The organism is Actinomyces sp. oral taxon 897 (assembly GCF_002999235.1).
In the GTDB taxonomy this organism is placed as follows: domain Bacteria; phylum Actinomycetota; class Actinomycetes; order Actinomycetales; family Actinomycetaceae; genus Actinomyces.
Genome location: NZ_CP027236.1, coordinates 2,136,939 through 2,161,283 on the forward strand (window position 1 = coordinate 2,136,939; position 24,345 = coordinate 2,161,283).

General features: G+C 71.8%; 13 protein-coding genes, 3 tRNA genes and 1 CRISPR repeat array. Of the genes, 6 read left to right on the forward strand and 10 right to left on the reverse strand.

Annotation, left to right across the window (positions count from 1 at the left end):
- Positions 1-15: 15 nt before the first annotated feature.
- From C3V41_RS08590 to serS, 8 genes are all read right to left on the reverse strand, one after another.
- A tRNA-Arg gene (locus C3V41_RS08590) sits at positions 16-88 on the reverse strand.
- A 414-nt stretch (positions 89-502) separates the two neighbouring features.
- Entirely contained in the window at positions 503-3,988 is a 3,486-nt protein-coding gene (locus C3V41_RS08595) for a S8 family serine peptidase (protein ID WP_254423544.1), read from the reverse strand.
- A 341-nt stretch (positions 3,989-4,329) separates the two neighbouring features.
- Positions 4,330-4,417, reverse strand: a tRNA-Ser gene (locus C3V41_RS08600).
- A 66-nt stretch (positions 4,418-4,483) separates the two neighbouring features.
- Positions 4,484-4,569, reverse strand: a tRNA-Ser gene (locus tag C3V41_RS08605).
- An 89-nt stretch (positions 4,570-4,658) separates the two neighbouring features.
- The gene (locus C3V41_RS08610) at positions 4,659-6,002 is read right to left on the reverse strand and encodes an AGE family epimerase/isomerase (RefSeq protein ID WP_106109928.1); all 1,344 of its coding nucleotides are present in this window, start codon (positions 6,000-6,002) and stop codon (positions 4,659-4,661) included.
- 239 nt (positions 6,003-6,241) lie between these two features.
- Entirely contained in the window at positions 6,242-7,816 is a 1,575-nt protein-coding gene (locus C3V41_RS14235) for an ABC transporter substrate-binding protein (protein WP_106109929.1), read from the reverse strand.
- A complete protein-coding gene (locus C3V41_RS08620) occupies positions 7,816-9,096 on the reverse strand; it encodes an HAD family hydrolase (RefSeq protein WP_106109930.1) in 1,281 nt (426 codons plus the stop codon). The genes C3V41_RS14235 and C3V41_RS08620 overlap by 1 nt, the downstream gene beginning before the upstream one ends.
- 5 nt (positions 9,097-9,101) lie before the next feature.
- The gene (serS, locus tag C3V41_RS08625) at positions 9,102-10,367 is read right to left on the reverse strand and encodes a serine--tRNA ligase (RefSeq protein ID WP_106109931.1); all 1,266 of its coding nucleotides are present in this window, start codon (positions 10,365-10,367) and stop codon (positions 9,102-9,104) included.
- Between the two features lie 857 nt (positions 10,368-11,224).
- Here serS and C3V41_RS08630 point away from each other — a divergent pair.
- The gene (locus tag C3V41_RS08630) at positions 11,225-12,211 is read left to right on the forward strand and encodes a hydrogen peroxide-inducible genes activator (RefSeq protein WP_106109932.1); all 987 of its coding nucleotides are present in this window, start codon (positions 11,225-11,227) and stop codon (positions 12,209-12,211) included.
- Positions 12,212-12,306: 95 nt separating this feature from the next.
- Here C3V41_RS08630 and C3V41_RS08635 read toward each other — a convergent pair whose 3' ends face one another.
- Entirely contained in the window at positions 12,307-13,641 is a 1,335-nt protein-coding gene (locus C3V41_RS08635) for an ATP-binding protein (protein ID WP_106110764.1), read from the reverse strand.
- A 322-nt stretch (positions 13,642-13,963) separates the two neighbouring features.
- Here C3V41_RS08635 and cas3g point away from each other — a divergent pair, with 322 nt between their 5' ends.
- The 5 genes from cas3g (at position 13,964) to C3V41_RS08660 (ending at position 21,072) form a co-directional block, all read left to right on the forward strand.
- Complete coding sequence (cas3g, locus tag C3V41_RS08640; RefSeq protein WP_254423545.1) at positions 13,964-16,684, forward strand: type I-G CRISPR-associated helicase/endonuclease Cas3g; 2,721 nt, start codon at positions 13,964-13,966, stop codon at positions 16,682-16,684.
- The gene (locus C3V41_RS08645) at positions 16,674-17,630 is read left to right on the forward strand and encodes a hypothetical protein (RefSeq protein WP_174714767.1); all 957 of its coding nucleotides are present in this window, start codon (positions 16,674-16,676) and stop codon (positions 17,628-17,630) included. Before cas3g ends, C3V41_RS08645 begins: the two co-directional genes overlap by 11 nt.
- Positions 17,627-18,829, forward strand: coding sequence for a type I-G CRISPR-associated RAMP protein Csb1/Cas7g (gene cas7g / locus C3V41_RS08650; protein ID WP_106109934.1), 1,203 nt, complete (start codon positions 17,627-17,629; stop codon positions 18,827-18,829). Before C3V41_RS08645 ends, cas7g begins: the two co-directional genes overlap by 4 nt.
- On the forward strand, positions 18,829-20,310 hold the full coding sequence (gene csb2 / locus C3V41_RS13415; RefSeq protein WP_217350924.1) for a type I-G CRISPR-associated protein Csb2: 1,482 nt from the start codon (positions 18,829-18,831) through the stop codon (positions 20,308-20,310). Before cas7g ends, csb2 begins: the two co-directional genes overlap by 1 nt.
- A gap of 186 nt (positions 20,311-20,496) precedes the next feature.
- A complete protein-coding gene (locus C3V41_RS08660; RefSeq protein WP_106109935.1) occupies positions 20,497-21,072 on the forward strand; it encodes a type I-E CRISPR-associated protein Cas6/Cse3/CasE in 576 nt (191 codons plus the stop codon).
- A gap of 146 nt (positions 21,073-21,218) precedes the next feature.
- Positions 21,219-22,528: direct repeats of the CRISPR family, unit length 28 nt; unit sequence GACAGCTCCGCGTATACGGAGATTAAGG.
- Between the two features lie 642 nt (positions 22,529-23,170).
- On the opposite strand, the gene pheA is transcribed toward C3V41_RS08660, so the two are convergent.
- Positions 23,171-24,124, reverse strand: a complete 954-nt coding sequence (gene pheA, locus C3V41_RS08665) for a prephenate dehydratase (RefSeq protein WP_106109936.1) — start codon at positions 24,122-24,124, stop codon at positions 23,171-23,173.
- Between the last annotated feature and the right edge of the window lie 221 nt (positions 24,125-24,345).

Below are 24,345 nucleotides of genomic sequence, written 5' to 3' on the forward strand. Positions count from 1 at the left end.
GGGCACGGGGCGCGGTGCGCCAGAAGGGACTCGAACCCCCAACCTTCTGATCCGTAGTCAGATGCTCTATCCATTGAGCTACTGGCGCGGTGTCGTTTCCGACAGGCAGTTACTTTAGTGTCCCGCCCCGGATGCGACAAATCCGGAGAACGTGAATCTCAGCACAAGGGGCTCGTGCTGGTCAGGGCGCTGAGCGCGGGCCGCCGGTCGGCCCCGACGCCGCCCCAGCCCGGTCGGAGGGACACCTGGCGATCCCGTGAGACCTTAAACACGCTCCCGACCGATCCGCGGAACCCCCAACTTTCTGATCTGTAGTCCGGACGGCAGCCACTGACCACCTCCGGGCGGGCTCCCATCGACGCCGCCCCGCCTCCGGGGCCGACGACGAGATCTACCGGCCCGGGCGCCGCCCCGCCTCCGGGACCCGGGACCCGCGAGAGGGTTCCGGGCCCCGGAGGCGGGGCGGGCGGCCTCAGGCGCCCCGGCCTCAGGCGCAGTGGCCTCAGGCGCGGCGGCGGCTACGCACCAGGAGCACCCCACCGGCGACCAGTGCGACCGCGAGGACGCCGATCCCCAGTGAGACACCCGTCAGCGGCAGGCTGCCGCCTCCGCTACCACCCGCGGCACCTGGGCTGGCAGCACCACCAGCACCACTGTTCCCGCCGTCGCCCGGCCCGTCAGTGGGGTCCGCCGGGGCGTGGGTGGGCGGCGGGGTCTCGCCCGGGGTCAGGGTGCCCGCCACCCGCAGCTCGGCCACGGACAGGGCAGTGGCACCGTCCTGCTCGTTGACCAGGTCGAACCGCACGTACCGGGCCCGGGTCACCTGGTCCAGGGTCAGGATCGTCGGGTCGAGGTTGGTCGTGGTGGTGCCGTCCTCCTTCTTGTCCACGTTGATACCGGTGGCGCTGCCCACCTGGGTCCAGCTCTGGCCGTCCTCGGAGACGAAGGCGGTCAGCGAGGTCGCCTGGGTCTGCGCAGAGGACTGGTCCGGCGTGTACTGGAGCTTGCTGACGTCGTGCAGGGCCCCCAGGTCCACCGTGTAGGACGAGGTCGTGGAGCTCACCGCGGCGGAGGTGAACACGTCGTCGTCACTGGCGGCCGCCTGGGTCCCCTCGGGGGTGGTCACGGTGAGCTGGCCCTGGGGCAGGTAGCCGTCGGTCTTCCAGTCGATCGACACCGTCTGGGAGGTCCAGGTCGCCCAGTCGTCAAGCTGGTTGCCGTCCTCGCCCACGGGCAGGACGAAGAGCTTGAGCTGGTAGGAGCCGGTGGGGGCCTGGGCCTTCTTCAAGGAGCTGTTGACGTAGGAGCCGTCCCAGGCGATGTAGGTCAGGTCACCGCGGCCGACGTCCTCGGTCTTGACGGTCGAGATCTGCGGCACGGTGGCGCCGTTCCCGTTGCCGCCCGCGCCACTGAGCAGGTCCGCCATGGTGTAGCCCAGTGGCTCGCCCAGGGTACCGTCGGCCTTGACCGGGGTGACCTCCAGGACCGCCTTGTAGACGGGGATGTCCACCTTGTAGACCACGAAGGCGGGATCCTCGTACATGCCCTCGTCGTCGATCGCGGAGTTGCCGAAGACGTAGGAGGCGTCCACCGCCTGGGCCGTCCGGTTGGACACGTAGGGGCTCATGCCCGAGCTGCCGCCGAGCACGTCGGCGGAGCCGAGGTTGCCGCCCACGCCCTGGAAGGGGATGCGCGCGACCTTGCCGTCGGCCTGGGTCAGGGTGATCCAGCCGCCGTAGAAGTCCCCGTCGGTCATGCCCTCGGGGGCCGTGACGGTGACGTCGATACTGGCCGTGCCGCCCGCGGGGACGGTCACCTTGCTGCCGTCGGTGGAGACCGTGGCGGGGCTGGTGGTGCCCCGCGTCGGCGTGGCGGAGGGGCCGGTCACGGTCACGGCGTCCACGTGGGACAGGTCGTAGGCCACCTGGTCGCTGCCGTGGTTGTGCAGGGTGAGCGTGGTGGTCACCGGCCCGTCCGCGGACTGGCCCAGGTTCATGACCGAGGGGGTGGTCTCCATGGTGGCCTGGATGGCCCTGTCGATATTGAGCCGGCCAGCGCCCTGGCGGGCCAGGGGCTCCAGCAGGCTGTTGTCGCCACCGGCCTGGGCCCACACCAGCGGCGTGGCGGTGGAGTGGAGGCGCCAGGCCACGGCGGTGGTGGCCTCGGCGCTGCCGATCGCCTTGATCTCCGGGTGGGCCTGAAGCAACAGGGCGACGGCGCCCGCGGTGTGCGGGGAGGCCATGGAGGTGCCGTCAAGGGTCTTGTAGGGGCCGCCGTGGTCCAGCGGCCAGGTGGACCAGATGCGCCCGCCGGGGGCGACGACGTCGGGCTTCATGGCCAGCTGGTCGTTCAGGCCCCAGGAGGAGAAGTCCGAGATCCGGCCGGCGGTGGCCAGGGGGAAGTCGGTGGAGTCCTGGGAGAAGGTCAGCGTGGAGCTGGCCGCCAGGGCGGCGCGGATGGCCTCGCCGTCGGCCTTGGTGATAGTGGCCACGGGGATGGTGATCTTTGTGTCACCGGCCACGTTGGCGTTGACCGTGCCGTCGGTGTTGTTCTCCAGGAGCACCGCCGAGGCGCCGGCGTCCTGGGCGTTGCGGACCTTGGTGTGGAAGTTGCAGTCACCCCGGCGGACGATCACGGCCTTGCCCGTGAAGGTACCCGAGGCCACGGGCTGGCACATCAGGGCCTCGGCGGAGCCCACCGCGCCAGCGGCCACCAGCGGGTAGGAGGTGTTGTCGTCGCGCACCACCGGGGAGGTGGTACCGGAGGACGGGGAGTAGGCGAAGTGCTGGCCCGCGTTGGTGGAGACCGTCAGGTAGTAGTTGTGCTCGGTGACGTTGTCAATGGAGCCGACCGCGATGACGTTCCTGGCGGAGGCGGGAGCCCCCATGGACCAGCGGCCCGCGGTGCCGGCGTTGCCCTGGGAGACGACGGTAATGACGCCCTTGGCGGCCAGCGCGTCGGCGGACACGGCGGTCGGGTAGCTGGCGAAGACCATGAAGTCCGCGCCAATGGACATATTGACCACGTCCATGCCGTCGCTGGCGGCGCGCGCCATGGCGGCGGCCAGGACCTCCGAGCTGGTGGAGTCCGAGCAGCCGAAGACACGGTAGGCGGAGATGGTCGCGTCGGGGGCGACGCCGACGATCTGGCCCGCGGCCGGGTCGCCCTTGGCGGCGGCGATGCCGGCCACGTGCGTGCCGTGGCCGTTGCAGTCGTCGGGGTAGTCGTCCGGATGGGTGGCGAAGCGCTGGTCGGCGGGCAGGCTGCGGTCACCGAAGGCGTTGCCCACGAAGTCGTAGCCGCCGGTCACCTTGGCGTTGGGGAAGCTGGTGGAGCCGTCGCCACCGGGCGCCTCGGTGCCGGGGGTGCCGCTGCCGCCGAACTCGACGTGGTCGTAGTCCACACCGGTGTCGATAATGCCGATCTTGACGTCCTTGCCGGTGAAGCCCAGCTGGGACTGGGCGACGTCCGCGCCGGTCAGGGACTTGGCGTGGAGCATCTGGGGGGAGGTGACCCCCTCGTCACGCTCGGCCTGGGTCAGGGCCGAGTCCGCGTCGGTGTCCTGGGGCGCGGGGACCACGGCGACCGGTGAGACCGACACCACCTGGTCCAGGGCTGCCAGCTTCTCCACCTTGGAGTCCTCGACGCTCACGGCCACGCCGTTCCACAGCTCGCCGTACCTGGTGGTGACCGAGGCGTCGATGTCGGCGTCGTCCATGGCCTTGACCAGGGCGTCCTGCTCGGCGGAGATGGTGGCGGAGCTGCCGCCCGCCGCCTGGGAGGGCGAGGCGAGCTCGACGAACCAGCGGTCGGGGACGTTCTCGGCGGTGGACCCGTCAGGCAGGGTCAGGGTCCAGGTGATCTTGCTGGAGGGATCCGGGGCCTGCTGCGGGGTGGCGGCCACGGTAGGGGCCGCGAGGGCTCCTAGGGTCAGTACCGCTACGCTCAGTGCGAGCGCGCGGCGTGTTCTTGGGCGGCTGATACTCACGTGGTACTTCTTCCTCAAGGGGGCGGTCCACGCCGCTGGGAACGACGCAGACCCGGAACAGTGGACGGAACGCCCATCCCAGAGCCTAACCAGACCCTTGCAGGAACGCTGCGGTGTTCTTATGGTAGACACCATAGATGTGATTTTTCGCATAATTCTGGTGAGTACATCCAGGTCAGCACAGGTGCACTCCGGGCACACCGGTATGAGGCAGCTGCAGCGGTACGCACGGGCTAACCGGGCCCGTTAGCAACGGCGCCAAGAGCGGGTGCCGTACCCGCTCACGTGCGTTCCACGTACGCCCCCGTGGCGGGGGTTCTCGTTGGGACCGCGCGGACCGGCGGAGATGGGGAGATTCGAACTCCCGAGGGGCTTACCACCCCAACCTTCTTAGCAGGAAGGCGCACTAGGCCACTATGCGACATCTCCTCACCCGCACACCGGGCGCTGGCGGGCAGGGGCAGCCTACCGTCCGCGGACGGTAAAGGCAAGCCGCGGAGAGGAAGGGATTCGAACCCCCGGTACGTCAGACGTACAGCGGTTTTCAAGACCGCCACATTCGGCCACTCTGTCACCTCTCCATGCCTGGGCGGAGCCCGTCAGGGCCTACCGGCAGGCGGCCCCCACCCTACACGACGCCGGGCCGGCTCGCGCCACCGGCCCCCGGTCCTTAACGGAACAGGCCGCGGCGTCGGGCCCGCTGGGCGGTGACGGGGATCGGCGAGACCGGGTCGTCCAGGCGCCCCTCGGCAATGGCCTGCCCGGCGGCCGGCCACACCGGCAGGCGGGGGACGAGGGTGGCCTGGAGGGCGTGGTAGACGTCCGGGTGACCGGCCCAGGTCCGGGTGGAGGGGCGGTTGGCCTGGTCGAGCTCGTGGGTCCACACGCCCGGGGCGCTTATGAGGTACTCCTCGGCGTAGTCGATCCAGGAGCGGTAGCAGTGCTCGTAGTGCTCCACCTCGATCTCGCCGTGCCCGTCGTCCAGGAGGGCCCGGCGCAGGGCGGCGGCGGCGCAGACGCCCTCGCAGACCACCCAGTGCATGCGCTCGTGGACGACCGGGGTGCCCTCGAAGTCCGTGGTGTAGACGAAGCCGGGGCCGCCGTCGACCCGCCAGGCGTCGGTACGGGCCCGCTCGAAGAGCTCCTCGGCGGCGGGCAGCATCCAGTCCGGGGCGCTCATGCCGCGCCCGATGAGGCCGGCACGGGCCTGGACGGTCAGGCGCGCCCACTCCAGGCCGTGGCCGGGGGTGGCGCCGTAGGGGCGGAACGGGTGGGCGGGGGCGTCCTCGTTGTAGTCCAGGCGGGGCCGCCAGGCGGGGGTGTAGTGCTCGGGCAGGCGCCAGTCGTGGGCCCGGGCCTGGCGGTTGACGGCGAAGTCGACCATGCGCAGGGCGCGCCTCAGCCACAGGGTGTCCCCGGTGACGTCGGCCACGGCCAGGTAGGCCTCCACGGTGTGCATGGCGGCGTTGATACCGCGGTAGTCCTCGGGGTCGGTGAAGTCGGCCGCGTAGGACTCCACGGGCATGCCGTGGGCCTCGTCCCACCAGTACCGGTTGACGACCTCAATGACGTCGCCCAGCAGCTCGGTGGCCCCGGGGCGGTCCGCGGCGGCGGCGGTGGCGGCGGCCAGCATGACGAAGGCGTGCTGGTAGCACTCCTTGCGGGCCAGGGAATCCACCGGGGTGGCGCGCCCGGAGGCGTCCACCTGGTGGCCCACGGCGGAGTACCAGCCCCCGTGGTCGGTGTCCCGCATGGCCGTACGCAGGGCGCGCACACCGTGGTCGGCGTAACGGCGGCAGCCGGGGATCCCCAGGAGGGCACCCAGGGAGAAGGCGAAGGTCATGCGCCCGGTGATCCACAGCTCCACCGGGTGGTCACGGTCCACCACCCCGTCCTGGCCGATCCAGCCGAAGCCTGAGGGCACCCGCGCCGCCCGCGCGTAGGCCAGGAGCGCGTGCGTCTCGGCCGCCAGCCAACGGGTGTGCTCGGGGGCACCGAACCATCCCAGTCCCATGGAGTCCTCCTCGACCAGTGTGCCAGCCCGGCCCGTTGGTGTAGCCGGGATCACGAGTCAGCCTACCTCTTGCGAACGCCCCTGACCAGGGGCGTACACCGGCCGTCGGCACCCGGGAGCGCCCTGAATGCGGTCGCCGGCGGGAACGCGGAGACTCGGCCGTCCGCAGGGGCCCGGGAGCGTCTCGGAGTACGCCCCACGGTCCGTGCCGGAGCGGCGTGAGGGTGGCCCACCGGCCGCTAGTGGGGGGCCGGCCAGGCCTCCTCGGCCTGCCTCAGGGCCTCCTTGGAGCCCGTCTCGCCGGTGGTCCACTGGGTCATGGCCGACCACAGGGCCCCCTCACCGACCTCGGGGGGCATGGTGTCGGAGGCGTCCAGGCGGATGACCGACTCACGGGACTGCAGGATCTGGGAGGCCCTGCGCGCCACGTCCGACTTCACCGAGGAGACGTCCACGTTCTTGTTGGCGGTGGCCATCCCCCCCAGGGCCACGCGCTCCTGGGCCCAGGAGGTGGTGGTGAGGTAGTCCATGAGCATCTCCTTGACCTTGGGGTCGGCGGGGGAGCCGACAAAGGACACCAGGGAGTCCGAGCCCACGATCGTGGCCCCGGAGTGCTCATCGTCGGGCAGGAGGAAGGCGGAGACCTGGTTGTTCGTGTCCACCAGGGCCGGGGCGCTGGCCGACGGCGTCGCCCCCCTGGTAGCCGACCCCGTCGAGGTGGCGGTCGCGGTCACCACGGTGCCGTTGCGCCCCTCGACGTCGGTCACCACAGTCCCCTCCGGGAGGTAGTTCTCCAGGGAGGAGGATCCCAGCATCATGAGGCACCTGCCGTCCACCAGGTCCTTGAGGGCCTTGTCCACCGTGGTGACCCGGGTGGCCTGGCGCCCGCCGGCCACCCGGCCGTCAGCCAGGACCAGGTCCTCGACCAGGTCCAGGGCGGCCACGGCGTCGGCGTTGTCCAGGGGCACCTCGTGGGTGGCCCAGGCGTCGTAGGCTCCCGTGCCCCGGGTCATGAGCAGGGCGGACTCCAGCCAGTCGGTGGCGGGCCAGCCGGTGGCCTTGCCGTCGGCGATCCCCAGGCACCAGGGGGCCACCCCGCTGCCCCGGGCACCCTGCGTCCCGTCCTGGGGCGCCTCGGTACCGGGCGCGGGCTGGGACGAGGCGCTGGGCGTGGCACTGGAGGAGGCACTGGGCGTGGCGCCGGCGGCGGAGTGGTCGGTGGCGATCCTCTGGGTCAGGGCGACCAGCTCCTTCCAGGTACCCGGCACCTTGTAGCCGGCCCTGCTGAAGGCCGCTGGGGAGAACCACACGAAGGACTTCACCGAGGCCATGATCGGGGCCGCGTAGTTGACGCCCCCCTGGCTGCCCGCCTGCACCCAGGAACGGTCCCAGCCGAGCTCGATATTGGCGTTGACGGAGTCGGGCAGGGCCTCCAGCGCCCCGGAGGCGGCCAGTGACCTCACCAGGCCGGTCTGGGGCACAATGGCCAGGTCCGGCCTGGAGCCCGTCATGAGATCCGCCTCCAGGGAGGGCGAGGAGGAGTGGACCACGTCGATCCCGGTGCAGGCCTCGAAGTTGGCCAGGGACGCCTCCAGGCGCGCGGCCTCGTCCCCCTGCAGGGAGGAGGCGATGGTCACGGCGGGCACGCCACCGGAGGCGGAGGTCGTGGAGGCCGCCGTGTAGGCCTTGAAGTCCGCGCAGGCGTCGGAGTCGGGTGAGCCGGGGGAGCAGGCGCTCACCCCCAGGCCGACCAGGGCCAGGACCAGGGCGGAGACGACGGCCCGGACGGACCGGGCAGGGGTGTGCGTGCTCATCACTGCTTCCTCACTCGCTCGACGACGGCGTCCAGGACGGCCGCGGCACCGTCGCGCCACACGGGCTCGGTGGTGACGTCGGCCAGGTCACGGACCCACTGGGGGGCACTTCCCATGGCGACCCCCACCCCGGCCCAGACCAGCATCTCTGTGTCGTTGCTACCGTCCCCCACCGCGATCGCCCGCTGCGGGCCGGTACCCAGGCGCACGACGAGGTCGTCCAGGGCCGAGGCCTTGGTGACCCCCGGCGGCGCCACGTCCAGCCAGGCGGTCCACCCGATGGCGTACTCCACGGAGTGCAGCCCGCACTCCCGCACCAGGGCGGTGAAACGGTCCAGGGGCATGCCCGGGGCGCGCAGCACCACGCGGGTGACCTCCTGGGAGCGCAGCTCCTCCACGGGCACGACCCGGTAGTCCTCAATGAGCTCCCCGGGAGGGAAGGGGGAGGAGACGCAGAAGGCGCCGTCCGCCCTCTCCACGGCGACGATCCCGTCGGGCACGGCGCCGAGGAGGGCGTCAATGGCGTGGGCGGGGTCAAAGGTACGCACCGTGACGACCTCGTAGCCGCGCGGCGCCTCCGGGTCCAGGCGCAGGGTCAGCGCCCCGTTGGCGCACACCATCCACCCCGTGGTCAGCCCCACGTGGCGGGCCACCGGCAGGGCCGCCTCCACGCTGCGCCCGGTGGCGATCACGATCTGGGCGCCGTAGGAGCGCAGCCGGGCCACCGAGGCCATGACCCGCTCCGAGACCCGCCCGTCCATGGACAGGATGGTGCCGTCCACGTCCAGGGCCACCAGCAGGCCCTCGTCAGGGGCCAGGGGGTCCGCGCAGGACGGCGGGGCCGGGGCGGTGGCGCGGGACGCCAGGACGGCCTCGAGGTCGGCCATCCGGTCCTGGACGACGGCGTGGTAGGCCTCGTGACCCAGCGGGCGCAGGGGGGAGGGTCGCGCCGGGCTCCCGCCCTCCGGCCGGCTGCCCGGCGCGACCCCGGTCTCAGGGGCCACCACGGACGCCACCGCGCCGCTGCCCGGCGCCGTGGCGGGCACGCCCACGGGCAGGACCGCCGGGTCAGGGGCGGTAGGGCCCTCGTCGGGCGCGTGAGGGTGCGCCCCGGCAGGGGCCTCGGCGCCCGACCCGCCGCGGGGGCCCCCGGAGTCGGGGCCCGCGCCCGGGGCGGGGGAGCTCGGGTCAGGGGAGCCAGCGGTGGGGCCGGCGGTAGGGCCGGGCGCGTCGGCGCCGTCGCCGACGTCGGGACCTGGGGAGAGCGTGGGGGGGACCATGGGGATCAGGCGGTAATGACCTCAAGGCCACCGAGGTAGGGGCGCAGGCCCGGCGGCACGGTGACCGAGCCGTCCGGGTTCTGGTTGTTCTCCAGGACGGCGACGATCCACCGGGTGGTGGCCAGGGTCCCGTTGAGGGTGGCCACGGGGCTGGTGCCGTTCTCCCGGCGCTCGCGGATACCCAGGCGGCGGGCCTGGTAGGTGGTGCAGTTGGAGGTGGAGGTGACCTCCATCCAGCGCTCCTGGGTGGGCAGCCAGGCCTCGCAGTCGAACTTGCGGGCGGCCGAGGAGCCCAGGTCCCCGGCGGCGGTGTCGATAACGCGGTAGGGCAGTCCCACCAGGGCCAGCATCTCCTCCTCCAGGGCCAGGAGGTAGGCGTGCTCCTCAGCGGCGTCCTCGGGACGGCAGTAGGAGAACATCTCCGCCTTGTTGAACTGGTGGACGCGGATAATGCCGCGGGTGTCCCTGCCGGCGGCGCCCGCCTCGCGCCGGTAGCAGGTGGACCAGCCCAGGTAGCGACGCGGGCCGGAGGACAGGTCGAGGATCTCGTCGGCGTGGTAGCCGGCCAGGGCCACCTCGGAGGTGCCGGTGAGGTAGAGGTCGTCGGTGGGCAGGTAGTAGATCTCGTCGCTGTGGGCGCCCAGGAACCCGGTGCCGTCCATGACCTGCGGGGTCACCAGGGTGGGGGTGGTCATGGGGGTGAAGCCGTGGGCCACCGCCGCCTCCAGGGCCGCCGTCATGAGGGCGAGCTCCAGGCGCATGCCCCAGCCCTTGAGGTAGTAGAAGCGGGCCCCGGAGACCTTGGCGCCGCGACGGGTGTCGATAATGTCCAGGCCCTCGCCCAGGGCCAGGTGGTCGGCCGGGGTGAAGCCCTCGGCGGTGAAGTCGCGGGGCGCGGGACCCTCGTGGCGCAGGACGACGTAGTCCTCCTCGCCGCCGGCAGGGGCCCCCTCGATGAGGTTGGCGAACCGGCGGGCGTACTCGTCCAGGGCGGCGGCGGCGACGTCGGCCTGGACCTGCGCCTCCTTGACCGTGGTCGCGAGCTCCTTGGCCCGGGCCAGGATGGCGGGGCGCTCCTCGGGCGAGGCCTTGCCCACCGAGCGGGAGACCGCCTTCTGCTCGGCACGCAGGGTCTCAAAGGCGGCCAGGCGTGCACGGCGCGTCTCATCGGCCTCAAGAAGACGGTCCACCAGGGAGACGTCGGCTCCGCGGGCCCGCTGGCTGGCGCGGTAGAGCTCGGGGTTCTCGCGCAGTGCGCGCAGGTCGATCATGCCTCCACTCTACCGAGCCGACGCCGCTCCCCGGGGAGGCGACGGACCCCGGCGGGCCGCCAGGGCCTGGGACGAGAGGCCGTGGGCGAGCCCGGGTCCGCCCCGGGTCCAGTCCGGGGACGCCCCCTGGGTCACCAGCTTGAAGTGGTGGATGAGGTCCGCCCCAGGTCCAGTCCGGGACGCCGGTGGCAGCCGGGCCCCGCCCCAGGGCCCGCACGACATGGACGTAGTCAGGTGGCAGCCGGGTCCGGGAAGGCCGGGCGCCGCCGTGGCGGTCCTCCCCTGTCACCCGGCGTCACCCGGACCCGGGCGCTGCGCACAGGGGCCTGGGACGAGAACACTACGTTCGTACATCTAATGCACTCAATCGATACTGAACCCACGCACCAGGCGCGTCGCCCAGGTGCTCGGTATCCTCCCTGGTCCCGCCACGGTGCTCGGTATCCTCCCGACTCCCGCCGCCGGGCCCCGGCCGCACCCGCGCGTCCCACCGCCGTCCCACCGCCGCCTTGCCTGTCCCCACCGCCACCCCGGGGCGGGCAGCGAGCCCCGAGCGGCCCAGCCGCACCCGGGCGCGTCCGGCCGCTCCTGGCCGCACCCGGCCACTCGGCCCCGGGCTGGGCCTACCGGTGCCCAGGAGCGGCCGCCCGTCCGTCCACGGGCCCCGGCAGGCCCTCACCCCGGACCTCTGGCCCTTTCCTCCTCGTCCCAGGTGGTGTGACGTGACTGTGACATTGACCGGAATCGCGACCCGGTCACCCGCCTCCCCCTCTGTGTCATTCGAGTGACCTATAGTCAAAACCATCCCACAGCGCCGCCGGGCGCGACACCCCACCCTTAATGACAGGACCACGCCTATGGCCGCGACCCCACTGCCCTCCTTCTCGCAGCTGCGCGCCTTCGTGGCACTGTGCGACAACCAGCACTTCGGTGAGGCCGCGGCGAGCCTGGGCGTCAGCCAGCCCAGCCTCTCCCAGGCGATCCACACCCTGGAGAGGCGCGTGGGCGGTGAGCTCGTGGAACGCACCACCCGCAAGGTCCTGGTCACCCCCCTGGGGGAGTCCCTCCTGCCGTTCGCGCGCGAGGCCGTCCTGGCGGCCGAGAGCTTCAGCCAGGCTGCCGCCAACGAGGGCGCCTCCCTGGTCGGCACCATACGCCTGGGCATGATCCCCACCCTGGCCCCCTACCTGGCCCCGGTGGTCCTCGACGGCCTGTCCGAGCTGCTGCCCGAGCTGCGGGTCGAGCTGCGGGAGATGACCACCGGAGACATCCTGACCCTCCTGGAGCAGGGGCGCCTGGACGCCGCCGTCCTGGCCATTGACGTGGACATGCAGCGGGCCGCCGCCATCCCCATGTTCGACGAGCCGCTGGTGGTCCTCGTGCCCGCGGACCACCCCTGGGCGGGGCGCACCGACCTGCGCACCAACGAGCTCGACGCCCAGAATCTCCTGCTCCTGGACGAGTCCAACTGCCTGCGCCAGGAGACCCTGGCCATCTGCCAGCACTACGGCTCCCACCCGCCGGTGGCCGTGGCGGCCACCCTGACCACCGTGGTGCAGATGGTGGCCCACGGATCCGGGGTGACCGTGGTGCCCGAGGGCGCCCTGAGGATGCTGGGGGACTCCGCGACCTACGCCGTCGCCCGGTTCCGTCAGGAGGGCGGCACCACACCCAGCCGCCGTATCGGCCTCGTCCACCGGATCTCCACCTCCCGGACCGAGGAGTTCGAGGCCCTGGCCCGGGTCCTGACCGACCTGGTGCGTGAGGCCGGCCTGCCGCTGCGCGAGGTACCCGGCTCCGAGCACCGGGACGCAGGCCCGGAGCGCGAGGACCGGGCGGGCTGACCCAGCCGGTCTTCCCGGGGCGCGGGAAAGGCCGTTGCCCTCAGCGCGCTGCTCGCGGCCGTCGGAGCGCGGGGCCCGGGGAAGGCCGAGACCCCTCACGGCCCCAGGAGGGCCGCCGGGACCACCACGACGCCGTCCCGGTCGCGGTAGGCGGCACGTCCGGTGGTCACCAGCACCGCCTCGCTCAGGCGTGCGCCCAACCGGTCGCGCAGCCACAGCAGGTGGCGGGTGTCCCCCGGTCGGGGCGACGGGTGGGCCTTGACCTCGATCGCCACCACGCACCGGTCACGCCCCTCGACAATGAGGTCCACCTCGTGCGCGCCGCCCTTGGTCCGCAGGTGGTGGACCCGCGCTCCGAGCAGGGAGGCGTAGACCTGGACGCTCTGGGTGACCAGGGACTCGAACAGGGGGCCCAGCATCCGGGGCCGACGCCGCTGCCCAGGAGGGGTCACCACACGTGCTCCCCTCACGCCCAGGATCTCCGCGGGCCCCTGTCCCAGGAGGCGGGCCGCGAGCGCGGGATCAACGAGCTGATGCTTGCCCTGGAGGTTCGCGCGGGAGAACTCGTTCTCGCTGGCGCTCCACCCCGGCACCAGGTCCAGGATCCACATGCCGACCAGGTGGTCGCGGTAGGCCCGGGCGGTGTCGGCCGCCAGCGTCCTGCCCAGGGGCCTGCTGGCCAGCTGGCTGATATCGGCGAACGTGGCGGTGGTGGCGACGGCGCTGGCGTAGGCCGTCATCCACTCCCGGACCGACCGCGGCCGCCGGCTCAGGCCCCCGGCGTCACGCAGGTCACGGGTGACGGTCTGCTCGATGTAGCCCTCCAGGAGCTCCTCGCGCGCGTAGGCGTCCTGTTCCCGGATGGCGGGGAAGCCGGAACGGCAGATCTCGTCCACGTACTGGTCGATGGTGACCGTGGTACGGCCTGAGACCGGTGGCAGCGCAGCTGCCGGGGTCGTCGGATCCTCCTGGCGCGCCTGCCCGGCGTCGGAGGCCAGGAGCCCGGCCAGGGAGACGGTGGGAGCAGTCTCCAGGCCGCGCTCGACCAGGGAGAAGGGGCGCATCCGCAGGGTGACGATCCGTCCTGCACCGGTGTGGGTGGGGGCCTGGGAGGGGGTGGAGGAGCCGGTCAGGAGGAAGCGGCCGGGGGTGTAGTCCTGGTCCACGGCGCGGCGTACCCGGTCCCAGAGCCTGGGCATGCGCTGCCACTCGTCCAGGACGACGGGGGTCGGGACGCCGGAGAAGTGGCGGTCCAGGGCCTCGACCTGGTCCCAGTCCGTCGGGTCGTCCAGGGGGAAGAAGCTGCCCGCGACGGCCTGGGCGGTGCGGGTCTTGCCCACGGCGCGGGCCCCGTTGACGCTCACCGCCGGCACCGAGGCCAGCAGCCGCCTCAGCTGCTGATCGACCAGACGGGTCCGGTACTCCCTCACGTACGCCATGGTACGACCCCGGGGGCCTGGGTCCTCTGTTTGGTCACCTCCCCACTAGCCTTTTGGTCGCCTCTCCATCCTCTGTTTGGTCCAGTCCTCAGTCTCTGACTCGTCGGCGACACCCCTTCCTTCTCGTGATTCAAGTCACTTAATAGAGGGAGGTACCGAGAGGGAGCATGGCGTGTAGTATGTGAGCTGCTCCGCGATACCGTGGAGATCGCGGCTTTCCGTGTGCCGTAACCTCACCAAGGTTGCGTCAGCCCCGAGGGATCGGGGATCGTAACTTTCAATGTGCAGTATGTTTCTGCCTTGGAGGCTGATTGTGCGCCCGTCCTTCGACACCGTCTTCCGGGAGCTCACCGGTCACGCGCCCCGGGAGTACCAGGTCCGGCTCGCCCGGCGCCTGCTTGAGGGCCGCCCTCCGACCGTGATCGAGGTCCCCACCGGCATGGGGAAGACCCTGGCGGTCATGACCGCCTGGCTCTACGCCCTGGCCGCGGATCTGGAGCAGGTCCGGGAGCAGGGGAGCACCCGCCGGATCTGGATGAGGCTGCACCTGGTGGTGGACCGCCGCGCCGTCGTCGATACCGCCTTCACCGCCGCCGGGCACCTGCGTGACGACCTCGCCAGCCCCACCTCCCCGGCGGTCTCCTGGCTGGCCGGGGCGCTGCGCACCGGGGTGGGGCCTTCCCGGAGCCCGCTGGAGGTCCTGCGGCTCCGTGGCGGCCTGGAGGACCGCCCGGAGCACACCCGCTTCCCGGCGTGTCCCACCATTGTCCTGGGCACCCTGGACATGACCGTCTCCCGGCTCCTGTTCCGCGGCTACCAGCTCTCCGCACGCCGACGGAGCATTGACGCCGCCCTGACCGGGACCGACTCCCTGTGGGTCCTGGACGAGGCGCACCTGTCCACCCAGGCGTACACCACCCTGCGCCTGATGGAGTCGCACGCAGCTGGGCTCGAGGACCGGTTCGACGGCGCCGTGCCCCCGCTGAGCGTCATCGCCATGAGCGCGACGGGCGCCCCCCGCCTCCCTGGCGCTCCCCGGCCACCGTCCGGCGACGAGGTGCTCACCATCGACTGGGAGCGGGAGGAGGCCCGCGACCCCGGCCTGGCCCGGCGCCGTCGGGCCCGGGCCGGCACGCCGGTGCGCGTGCACGACGCCGTGGGCGGGTCCGCCGTCACCATGGCGGACCTCGCCGCACGGCGGGCGCGGATCCTGGGGGCCGGGCAGTCCCTGGTCGTCTTCTGCAACACGATCAGGACCGTGCAGGTGGTCGCCCGTAAGGTCGCCAGGGCCTGCGGCACCACGGACTCTCCCGCCCTCAAGGTCCTCGTGGGAGGCATGCCCACACGCCACACCGACGCGCTCATGGACGTGCTCGCCCCCTACCGCACCGGCTCCCCGCAGCGGTCGGAGGCCGCCCCCGTCGTGGTCGTGGCCACCTCCACCCTGGAGGTCGGTGCGGACCTGGACTTCACCTTCCTCATGACCGAGACCTGCCAGGCGCCCTCCCTCGTCCAGCGCCTGGGACGGGTCAACCGGGTAGGGGACCGGACGGACGGAGGAGTAGATGTGATCTGCACCACTCAAATGGACCCGATCCACGGGGAGGCGGCAGCGGCGGTGGGGACGGCCGTCCGAGGAGCCACCACGCTGTCGGGGCTGCTGGGAGGCCTGGAACGGGGCGGAGCGGAGCTCACCGTCCCCGAGCAGGTGCCCGTCCTGCTGCCCCCAGCGAGCCTGCGCGCCTACCTGCGCACCCTCGGCTCGCGCAACGACCAGCCGGTCTCCCCCTGGATCCGCCCCCTGCAGGACCAGCGCGGGGACGTGACCCTGGTGTTCCGGGACAGCCTGGGACTGCTCCGGTGGGGCGTGCGCCCGGAGGTGGTCCTGGACGACCTGAGGCAGTGGCCACCGGACCTCCGGGCCGAGGGCTGGACCATGTCCGTAGACCAGGCGCACACCCTGGTGGACGAGTCCCTACGCCAGCAGGGCGGGGACCCCGTCGGCCTCGTCGTCATGGACCCCACCGCCCCCGAGCCGGTCAGCCACCACACCGCCGTCCCCGACCTGCGCCCCGGCCAGGTCCTGGTCCTGGACCCGGGGTACGCCGGACCCCTCCTGGGGGCGCTCCACGCCGCCACCGACCTCTCAGGGCAGGTGGTCCCGCTCAAGGCGGAGGACCGGGGCCTGCGCGCCGCCCAGGAGCGGCTCACGGCGATGGCCGCCGGCCAGGACCCGGCTACCTCGGTGCTCACCGACCTGGGTACCGGCGCCAGGCAGTCCCAGGACCCCTATGGTGAGCTCTTGGAGGCCAGCGTGGAGCTGGTCGCCCCTGCCGGGACGGTCCTGGGCAGAGAGGTCCTGGGGGAGGAGACACCTACGCCGTGGCTCCGCCTGACCCTGACGCCTGCCACCGCGGGGCCTGTCCCGGGCCGGAGCCGCAACCTGCGCGAGCACGGGGCTGCCGTCGGGGCCCGTGCGGGGGCCTGGGCCCGGGCCATGGGCCTGCCCTCGGCGGTGGTCGCGGACCTGGTCCTGGCCGGGACCTGGCACGACGAGGGCAAGCGCGACCCGCGCACGCAAGCCGCCCTGACCATGGGTCTGGACGCGCAGGGCTACCTGGTGCCGCCGGACCGGCCTCCCGCGGAGCCCGTGGCCAGGTCCGGGCTGCCCTACCGGTACTGGCGCCGCTCACGCGACCTGGCCGGGGTCCCGCCCAGGTGGCGCCACGAGGCGCTCTCCGCCGAGCTCCTGGGGGTGGCGCTGGAGCAGGGCCGGGCCCGGGCCCACGACGTCGACCTCGTCCTGCACCTGGTCCTCAGCCACCACGGCTACTTCCGCGGCCCGGGACCGCTCACCCCGCCCGGGGTCGGGCCACGCCACCAGGACCCCGCCGACCCGCTGTGGGCCGAGGCGACCCGGCGCTTCCACCGTCTCAATGACCGCTACGGGCCCTACACCCTGGCCCTGGCCGAGACCGTGCTGCGGCTGGCGGACTGGGACGTCTCCCGGGAGGAGCAGGACCATGGGCGCTGAGACCACCTACCCCCTGCGGGCGCTGTCAGGGCGCCGGGCCGCGCACGTGCTGGCGGTGTGGGGGCTCGTGGACCTGCTGCCCGGTGCCCGGCTGTCCTTCACCGACCAGGACGTGCCCGTGCTGTGGTGGGACGGGGCGGACCTGGCGGGGACCGCCGCCGCGGGGCTGGTGGGACGCACCTGGGACCTGGACCACGGCCCCCTGCGGGGGGTCAGTACGACGACGCCCGCCCGCAGCGTCGTCAACCCCCTGACCGAGCAGGCCTGGGGGCAGGTACCGGCCACCGGCCTGTACGGCCACCGGGACCCGTTGGCCGTCTTTGACGTCTCCCGTGCCGCCAAGCGGTCCGGTACGGTGGCGGACCTCCAGGTGGGCGCCTCGGCCCTGACCCTGCTCAGCGGCCGCAGCCACGCCCCCGGCACCGTCAGGGCCACCTGGACCTGCCGGGGGGCTAAGGACGAGCAGACCGCCTACCGAGAGGCCCGACGCAGCCTGGAGCACCTGCGCTACGGCGTCCTGGACGTGGCCCTGGCCAAGCCCGGCCTGCGTTTCTCCGCCACGCTCGCCCGGCCCCGGGGGGTCAGTGGCTCGGAACGCTGTGCCGTCCACCCGCTCATTGACCTCCTGGCCTGGGTGGGGCAGACCCTGCTCCTGCCCCGCCAGCGCTCCGTCCCGGCCCCGGGGCGACCCGGCGTCAGCGCCCTGAGCTGGGTCCTCAACCCCGTGCCGCTGCCCCTGGAGGTCCTGCTGGACCTGCACGAGTCCCCTCCCGCGGGCCTGCCCTGGCCCCGGTGGACCGCCCGTGTCCAGACCCTGGGGGGCAGCACGAGGGTGACCGCCCTGGGGACCGCCCACCCGGACACGCCGGGGGGCCCGGGCGGCCCGGTCCTGCCCAGCCGGTGGCGCCCACCGTCCCACACGTCCTTAAATAAGGAGACCCTATGAACTTCCGCCCACTTATCGAGTCCCTCATTCACGACGAGGCGGTTGCGGGCATCACCCTGACCACCGTCTACGAGTCCCTCACCGGCGTCACCGTCACCCCGCCCGCCGGGACCATCCGCCAGGGCGGCGAGGTGGTCGGCCTCTTCACCACCGCCACGGGAGAGACGGCCGCGACCATCGACTCCTGGGGCTCCCAGGCCTCCCGCTGCGAGGCCCTCCTGGCAACCCGGTGCACGCCGTCGCACCATCTCCTGGCCGACGAGATCGGCTACCCGCTGGTGATCGTGAACGACGAGGAGGGCAGGACCCTGACCACCTCCGCCGAGCTCTCCCACCGCCAGGCGGACGCCACCTGGCGCCTGCTCAAGGGCGAGCTGGAGGCCAAAGGGATCAACTTCGAGTGGATCCAGCAGGCCACGCGGGACAGTGCCGACGCTCTCCTGACCGGCTTCCCCACCGCGATCCCCTTCGGGTGGTGGCACTCACACACCAAGCGCTCTCGTTCTCAGAAGGCAGGCGACAACCCTGGGAAAAACAGCTCCACCAAGAAGCCCGGGCGCACCAAGAAGGTCGACGACGACGCCATGGAGGCCATCCGTGACGACCTGGACTACTACGTCATGGACCCCTCCCAGTCCCGCTCCGCCCGTCTGTTCACCTCCGAGATCATGGCGCTGGGAGTCTCCGAACGGCGGCGCAGGGCGGGCCGGGTGGACCGGGTGTTCGGGGGCGCCGGGGGCGAGGTGGGCGGCAAGAGGCTCTCCGTCCTCGGCCTGGGCTCGCTGCCGCCGACGGAGGATGAGGACAAGATGCCCTCGGACCTCACCTACCGCACCATCGAGGGCCACGCCTTCCTGTCCCTGACGGGCCTGCGGTCCTTCCGGTTCGACCAGGTGGACGAGGTGCTCGCCCGCACACTCGTCGTCTGCCTGACCCTGCTCCTGTACACCACCCTGCAGCACCACCTGGACCTGCGGGCGGGCGCCGAGCTGCGCGTGGTCGAGCCGGGCACGCGCGCGCAGGTGGCCAGGCACGGCGCCGCCCCCGAGCCGCTGGAGCTGCCCGCCCCGGACGAGCTCAGGAAGCTGGTGCGTACGCTGGGCCGGGAGGCCGGGTGGCCGGGGAAGACGACGACGATCGTTGTGTCCCCCACCTCACCTCTGGGCAAGCTCCTCAACCTCGTCGACGGCGGCAAGTGATGCCCGCCCTGACGGTCTCGGCGGTCTTCCCCACCGGCCAGTTCAACGCCCACGACGCCGACGGCCACGCCGAGTGGCCACCGGCCCCCGCCCGGGTGCTGGCCGCCCTCCTGGGGGCCGCGCACCGGCTCGGTGAGGGCGTGGCCGAGGTGGAGGCGCTGTTCAGCGCCCCCGCCCCGCTCATTACGGGGCCCGCCGTCGGGCTGCGGGACACGGGGTTCGGGCGGTGGGTGCCGGTGAACAACGAGCTACAGGTACGCGCGGACGGCACCGCCACGGGCATTGTCGACCGTGCCGACCGCTTTGGTGAGAGGCAGCAGAAGGCCCCTGAGCGCGGGGTCCTGGTGGGGACCGGCCCCCAGGACGTCGTGCGCTGGACGTGGGAGGTGCCCGACGGGGCCGCGCCGAGGGTCCTGCGCCGGGTGGCACGCTCCGTGGAGTACCTGGGGCGCCCCACCTCCCCGGTCCTGCTGGACGTGTCCACCAGTCCCCAGCCGGACCCAATCCCGGGGGCCAGCGCCCAGTCAGCCCCGGGGGCCGGTGTCCGGACCGGAACCATGAGGCCGGAGCACCAGGGGACCGAGGTGGCAGGCGCAGAGGCGGCGGAGCTGGCGTCCCCCGGGGCCGGGGACCCGGAGACCGGGCTCCCGGAGGCCGGGGGCCCGGCAGGGCACCTGCGCTGGGAACCTCACCCGGACGGTTGGCTCCACCTGCGCGTGGGCACGCCCGCGCTCCTGGGGGCCCTGGCCGCCCGGGAGGAGGAGCGCCGTCGGAGCCAGATGACAGGTGAGCACCCGGTCGTCACCACGTGCCCCACAGCACCCTACCTGCTCGTGGGGGCGGCCCGGGAGGGGGTGAGGGACGGGGCCGCGGTCCCGACGCTCCTGCGCTCCTGCGCGCTCTACCGGGTCGGGGGTGGTGGGAGCGGCAGGGACCAGCGGTTCCTACACGCTGGGGACGTGGCCACGGTGGTCTCACAGGTCCGGGACGTCCTCGGACCCGGCGGCTGGATCCTGCCGCTGGTCGGCCCGGAGGGCAGACGGGGGCTGAGGGTCCTACGCGGCGTGGTGGTCTGCGAGGTCCGCGGCCCGGCCCGCCTGGAGCTGGCCACGCGCACGGGGGTGTGGCAGATGAGGCTGCACGAGGCCAGGTCCTTGCGCTCCCTGCCCAGGGTGCTGTGGGCGGCCACCCGGGCTGCGCGCACGTGGACCTCCGTGGTACCGACCCCGGTCGACGACGCCACGCTGCTGGAGGCGTCCCGGTCACTGGCCCGCTCCCTGGGGGTCGTCCTGACCGGCGTCGAGGCCCATGAGGCCTCCCGGTCCGAGGGGGCCGTGGACGTGGACGGCGACCACGGGCTGCGGCACGTCACCGTGCAGGTCGACGCCGCCGTCCCCGGACCGGTCAGCCTTGACGGGGCCCTGCTCGTACCAGCTGGCGCGAGCGGGCTGGCAGTGGCCCGGGGCAAGTACCGCACGTAGTACCGTCGGAGGCGCCCTCGTCAGGACAGGCCCAGGCTGTCCGCACCCGTGGCAGCAGTACCTGGACTGACACCGTCGTCGAGGCACCCGGTACCGGGTCCGGGCACAGGCGGTCAGTCTGCTCGCGGCCAGGACCGCGTCCTTCCCGCACCACTTACGTCCGCCCTCAACCTCTTAGGAGCCTTTGTGCAAGACCAGGTCCTCGCAATCCCTCTGACTGAGGCACTTGAGTACCTCAGTACCCCCGACGGCGTCCACCACCTGGCACTGAGAAACCTGCCCGACCTCCGGGGGGTCTCACGCACAGCCCGGGCTTCCCTGGGTGTCCTCTTCCGTCTGGCCCTGCCCACCGAGCTAGGCGGGCAGGCGGGACATGTCACCATTCGCTACCGCGGGGCGCCTCCGATCAAGGGCGCGCAGAGTCTTGAGACCCCTGACGGGCTGGCGGCCGGGCAGCGGCTGACTGTCCGCGCGGTTGCCGAGAAGCGACGCGAGGACGAGAGCGGGCGCACCCGTATCCGGGCGGTTCGGGACGAGGAGGCGGAGGACTGGGCGCGCGCGCTCCTGGGACGCCACGGCCTTGAGGTATGCGACCTCAAGGTGAGTCCCCGCTGGTTCCTGGGAAGCCGGGGGCAACGCTCCTTTATGGTCCGTGACCTCACAGCTACCGTGACAGCAGTACGAGAGGAGGCAGTACGTGCCTATGTCAGCGGTATCGGCCGCGGAAAGGCCTTTGGGTATGGCATGCCCATTGTGTTGTGATATCAGCACGTTTAACGTCGCTAAGTGCACAAACTGAGGTGCGACGCAGGCACGCCTCTGGTACCCTTGCGGGGTCCGCGGCAGCCAGCAGGTCGGCAGTAAATGCACGACGACCATCCGCCCAACAAACCTGCAGATCAGCTAGCGACAGCTCCGCGCATACGGAGATTAAGGCGGCCTTGTCCTGCGGAACACTCTGGGTGGCGGGACAGCTCCGCGCATACGGAGATTAAGGCAATGCGGCGATAATCAGGTGGTCCTCGTCCCGGACAGCTCCGCGCATACGGAGATTAAGGTTCTCTGTGATAAAAACCTCCTTCCCATCCTTGGACAGCTCCGCGCATACGGAGATTAAGGGATTTCCGGCTGGTTTTTCTTTCGGCAATACAGGACAGCTCCGCGCATACGGAGATTAAGGCTCCGCGTCAAACGTGTACACAACCCTCATGACGACAGCTCCGCGCATACGGAGATTAAGGCTTCCTCCTCGAGCTGCGCGATACGAGCGTCAAGACAGCTCCGCGCATACGGAGATTAAGGCTGTTCCCCAGGATCGCCGCGTCGTAGGCGGCGGACAGCTCCGCGCATACGGAGATTAAGGGCCGTCAGTTCACCCACCTTGAACGCGACCTCGCGACAGCTCCGCGCATACGGAGATTAAGGCGGGATCCAGGTCCGGGTCACGGGAGGTCCCGGGACAGCTCCGCGCATACGGAGATTAAGGCAGGGCGGCGCTACGGGTGGGGTCCATACGGTCGACAGCTCCGCGCATACGGAGATTAAGGCCGCGTGAGCACGATCCTGCGGCTGGACACCCCGACAGCTCCGCGTATACGGAGATTAAGGGCTCTACCTGAATTCGTTGTACGGGAAGTTCGGGACAGCTCCGCGTATACGGAGATTAAGGCGGCGGTGCCGGGCGTCCAGACGGCGTAGGAGAGACAGCTCCGCGTATACGGAGATTAAGGGAAGGCGGAGCCGGTGGAACCGGGCTCCCGGGTGACAGCTCCGCGTATACGGAGATTAAGGGACCGGTGGCCTGGGGCTGATGGTGATCATCGTGACAGCTCCGCGTATACGGAGATTAAGGGCCGCCCTCGGACGGGGGGTGCTGACCATGGGGGACAGCTCCGCGTATACGGAGATTAAGGCATGTTCGTCGCGTCGTACCGGGACCCGTTGAAGACAGCTCCGCGTATACGGAGATTAAGGCGGTTTGACGGTGGGGGCCCAGTTCAGGGGGTCGACAGCTCCGCGTATACGGAGATTAAGGCAGCGCGAACACGGTCCAGGAGGAGGTGGACACGACAGCTCCGCGTATACGGAGATTAAGGCTTGATGGTCTTGGGGGCCTTGATGATGTCGGTGACAGCTCCGCGTATACGGAGATTAAGGGTCGTCCTGGCTGGCGCCCATGAGTATCAGGGCGACAGCTCCGCGTATACGGAGATTAAGGTCATTCCTGTGATCTGCGACACGGTAAAGGGGAGACAGGTCCGCGTATACGGAGAACCAAACACGCGCGTGTCGTCAATTCGGCCTCGCCTCCTTAGTTGGCCGTCCTGCCCTCGCCCGTCGTCGGCCCTGTACCACCTACAAACCATCTACAACCCTCGGTCAGCCCGCCAGCCGACCGCCACCGCTTGACGCACCGCGCAGGGCACCCTGGGGCTCACGGAATTATGCGTATATCTCAGGGTCGGGAGGAGGGGCGGCACAAAACTCGTGCAGTTTGCAAGAACTAGTGCATTCTGCAAGAACTCGTGCGCTCAGCGCCCGCACCTGACGCCCAGGACCGGACCAGGCCCCGGCAGCCCCAGGGCATCGCGGACCACAAGCCGGGGAGCTGGCCAGAGCGGGTCCCTGGTACCAGGCGGAGGGTGCGCCACGGCGGTCGGCCTGGCGCCAGGCGGGCAGGCGGGACACGCCAGGTGCATCGTGCGGACCCCGGCCGCGGCCTGGTGGCGGCTAGGCGGGCAGATGGGACACGTCTGGGGAGGCCAGGGTACGCCACGGCGGTCGGCCTGCGGGTGCCGGTCGGCCCAGTACCGGGCAGGCACGCGACTCCGGCCCGCCACCCGCGCTACGGCCACCCGGCCTACAGGCTGCGCCCCTCCAGGACGTCCGCCACCCAGGCGCGCGCCACCTGGAAGTCCTTGTCGCTGGTGCCCGCGACCACCGTGACCGGGCGGGCGTCCAGGCGCGGGTAGGAGCCCAGGAAGCGCACCACCGGGCAGGTGCGGTGCAGGCCGATAACGGCCGCCTGGATGCGTTCCTCCCGGATGTGCCCCTCGACGTCAATGCTGAAGCGGTACCGCCCCAGGGCGTCACCCACCGGGCGGGACTCAATACGTGTCAGGTTCACGCCACGGACGCTGAACTGCTCCAGCATGTCCAGCAGGGCGCCCGCCCGGTTGTGGGGCAGCTGGACCAGGAGCGTGGTCTTGTCCGCCCCTGTCACCTCCGGGACCCGTCCGGGTCGGGTGACCTTGACGAAGCGGGTCATGGCGTCCGACTTGTCGGCCACCCCCGCCGCCAGGACCTCCAGGCCGTAGTCCTGGGCCGCCAGCGGGTTGCACAGGACCGCCTGGAAGCCCACCTGCTCCAGGCTCCGGCCCGTCTCCGCGAGCGCCTGCGCCGGCGCGGAGGTCGAGGTGCCCGCCACGTAGACGGTCTCGGGCAGGTTGTGCCCCATCCAGCCGCGGCACTGCGCCCAGGCGTGGGGGTGGGTGGAGACGGCCCGCACGTCCTCCAGCCGCGTCCCGGGCCTGCCAGCCAGGACGAAGGTGATCGGCACGGCCACCTCGGCGGCAATGACCAGGGGGCTGGAGGCCACCAGGTGGTCCAGGGTGGCGTTGACCCCGCCCTCCACGGAGTTCTCTATGGGGACGACGGCGGCCTGCGCCCTGCGTGAGCGGACCTGGTCCAGGGCGGTGGGGATGTCCTGGCAGGGGGCCAGGACGACGTCGTCCGGCGCCACCTGCCGCAGGGCCATCTCCGAGAAGGTCCCCGTGGGGCCGAGGAAGGACCAGGTAGGTGGGGCGCTCGTCATGGCCTCACAGTACCGGCCCGCCAGCCAGAACGACATGGTGTCAGGACGACGCACGGGCCCGTACCGACTCGGTGACCAGCCCGGCAGAGGCGGACGACGTCCGCGCGGACGCCCCGGTACAGGCACGCGGCCGCCCGGTAGGCGCCTGGTGGGCGCCCTCCCACGGCCCGGACCGGGGTGCGGGCGCCCGGCTCGGCAGCCGCAGACGGCGCGGATCCTCG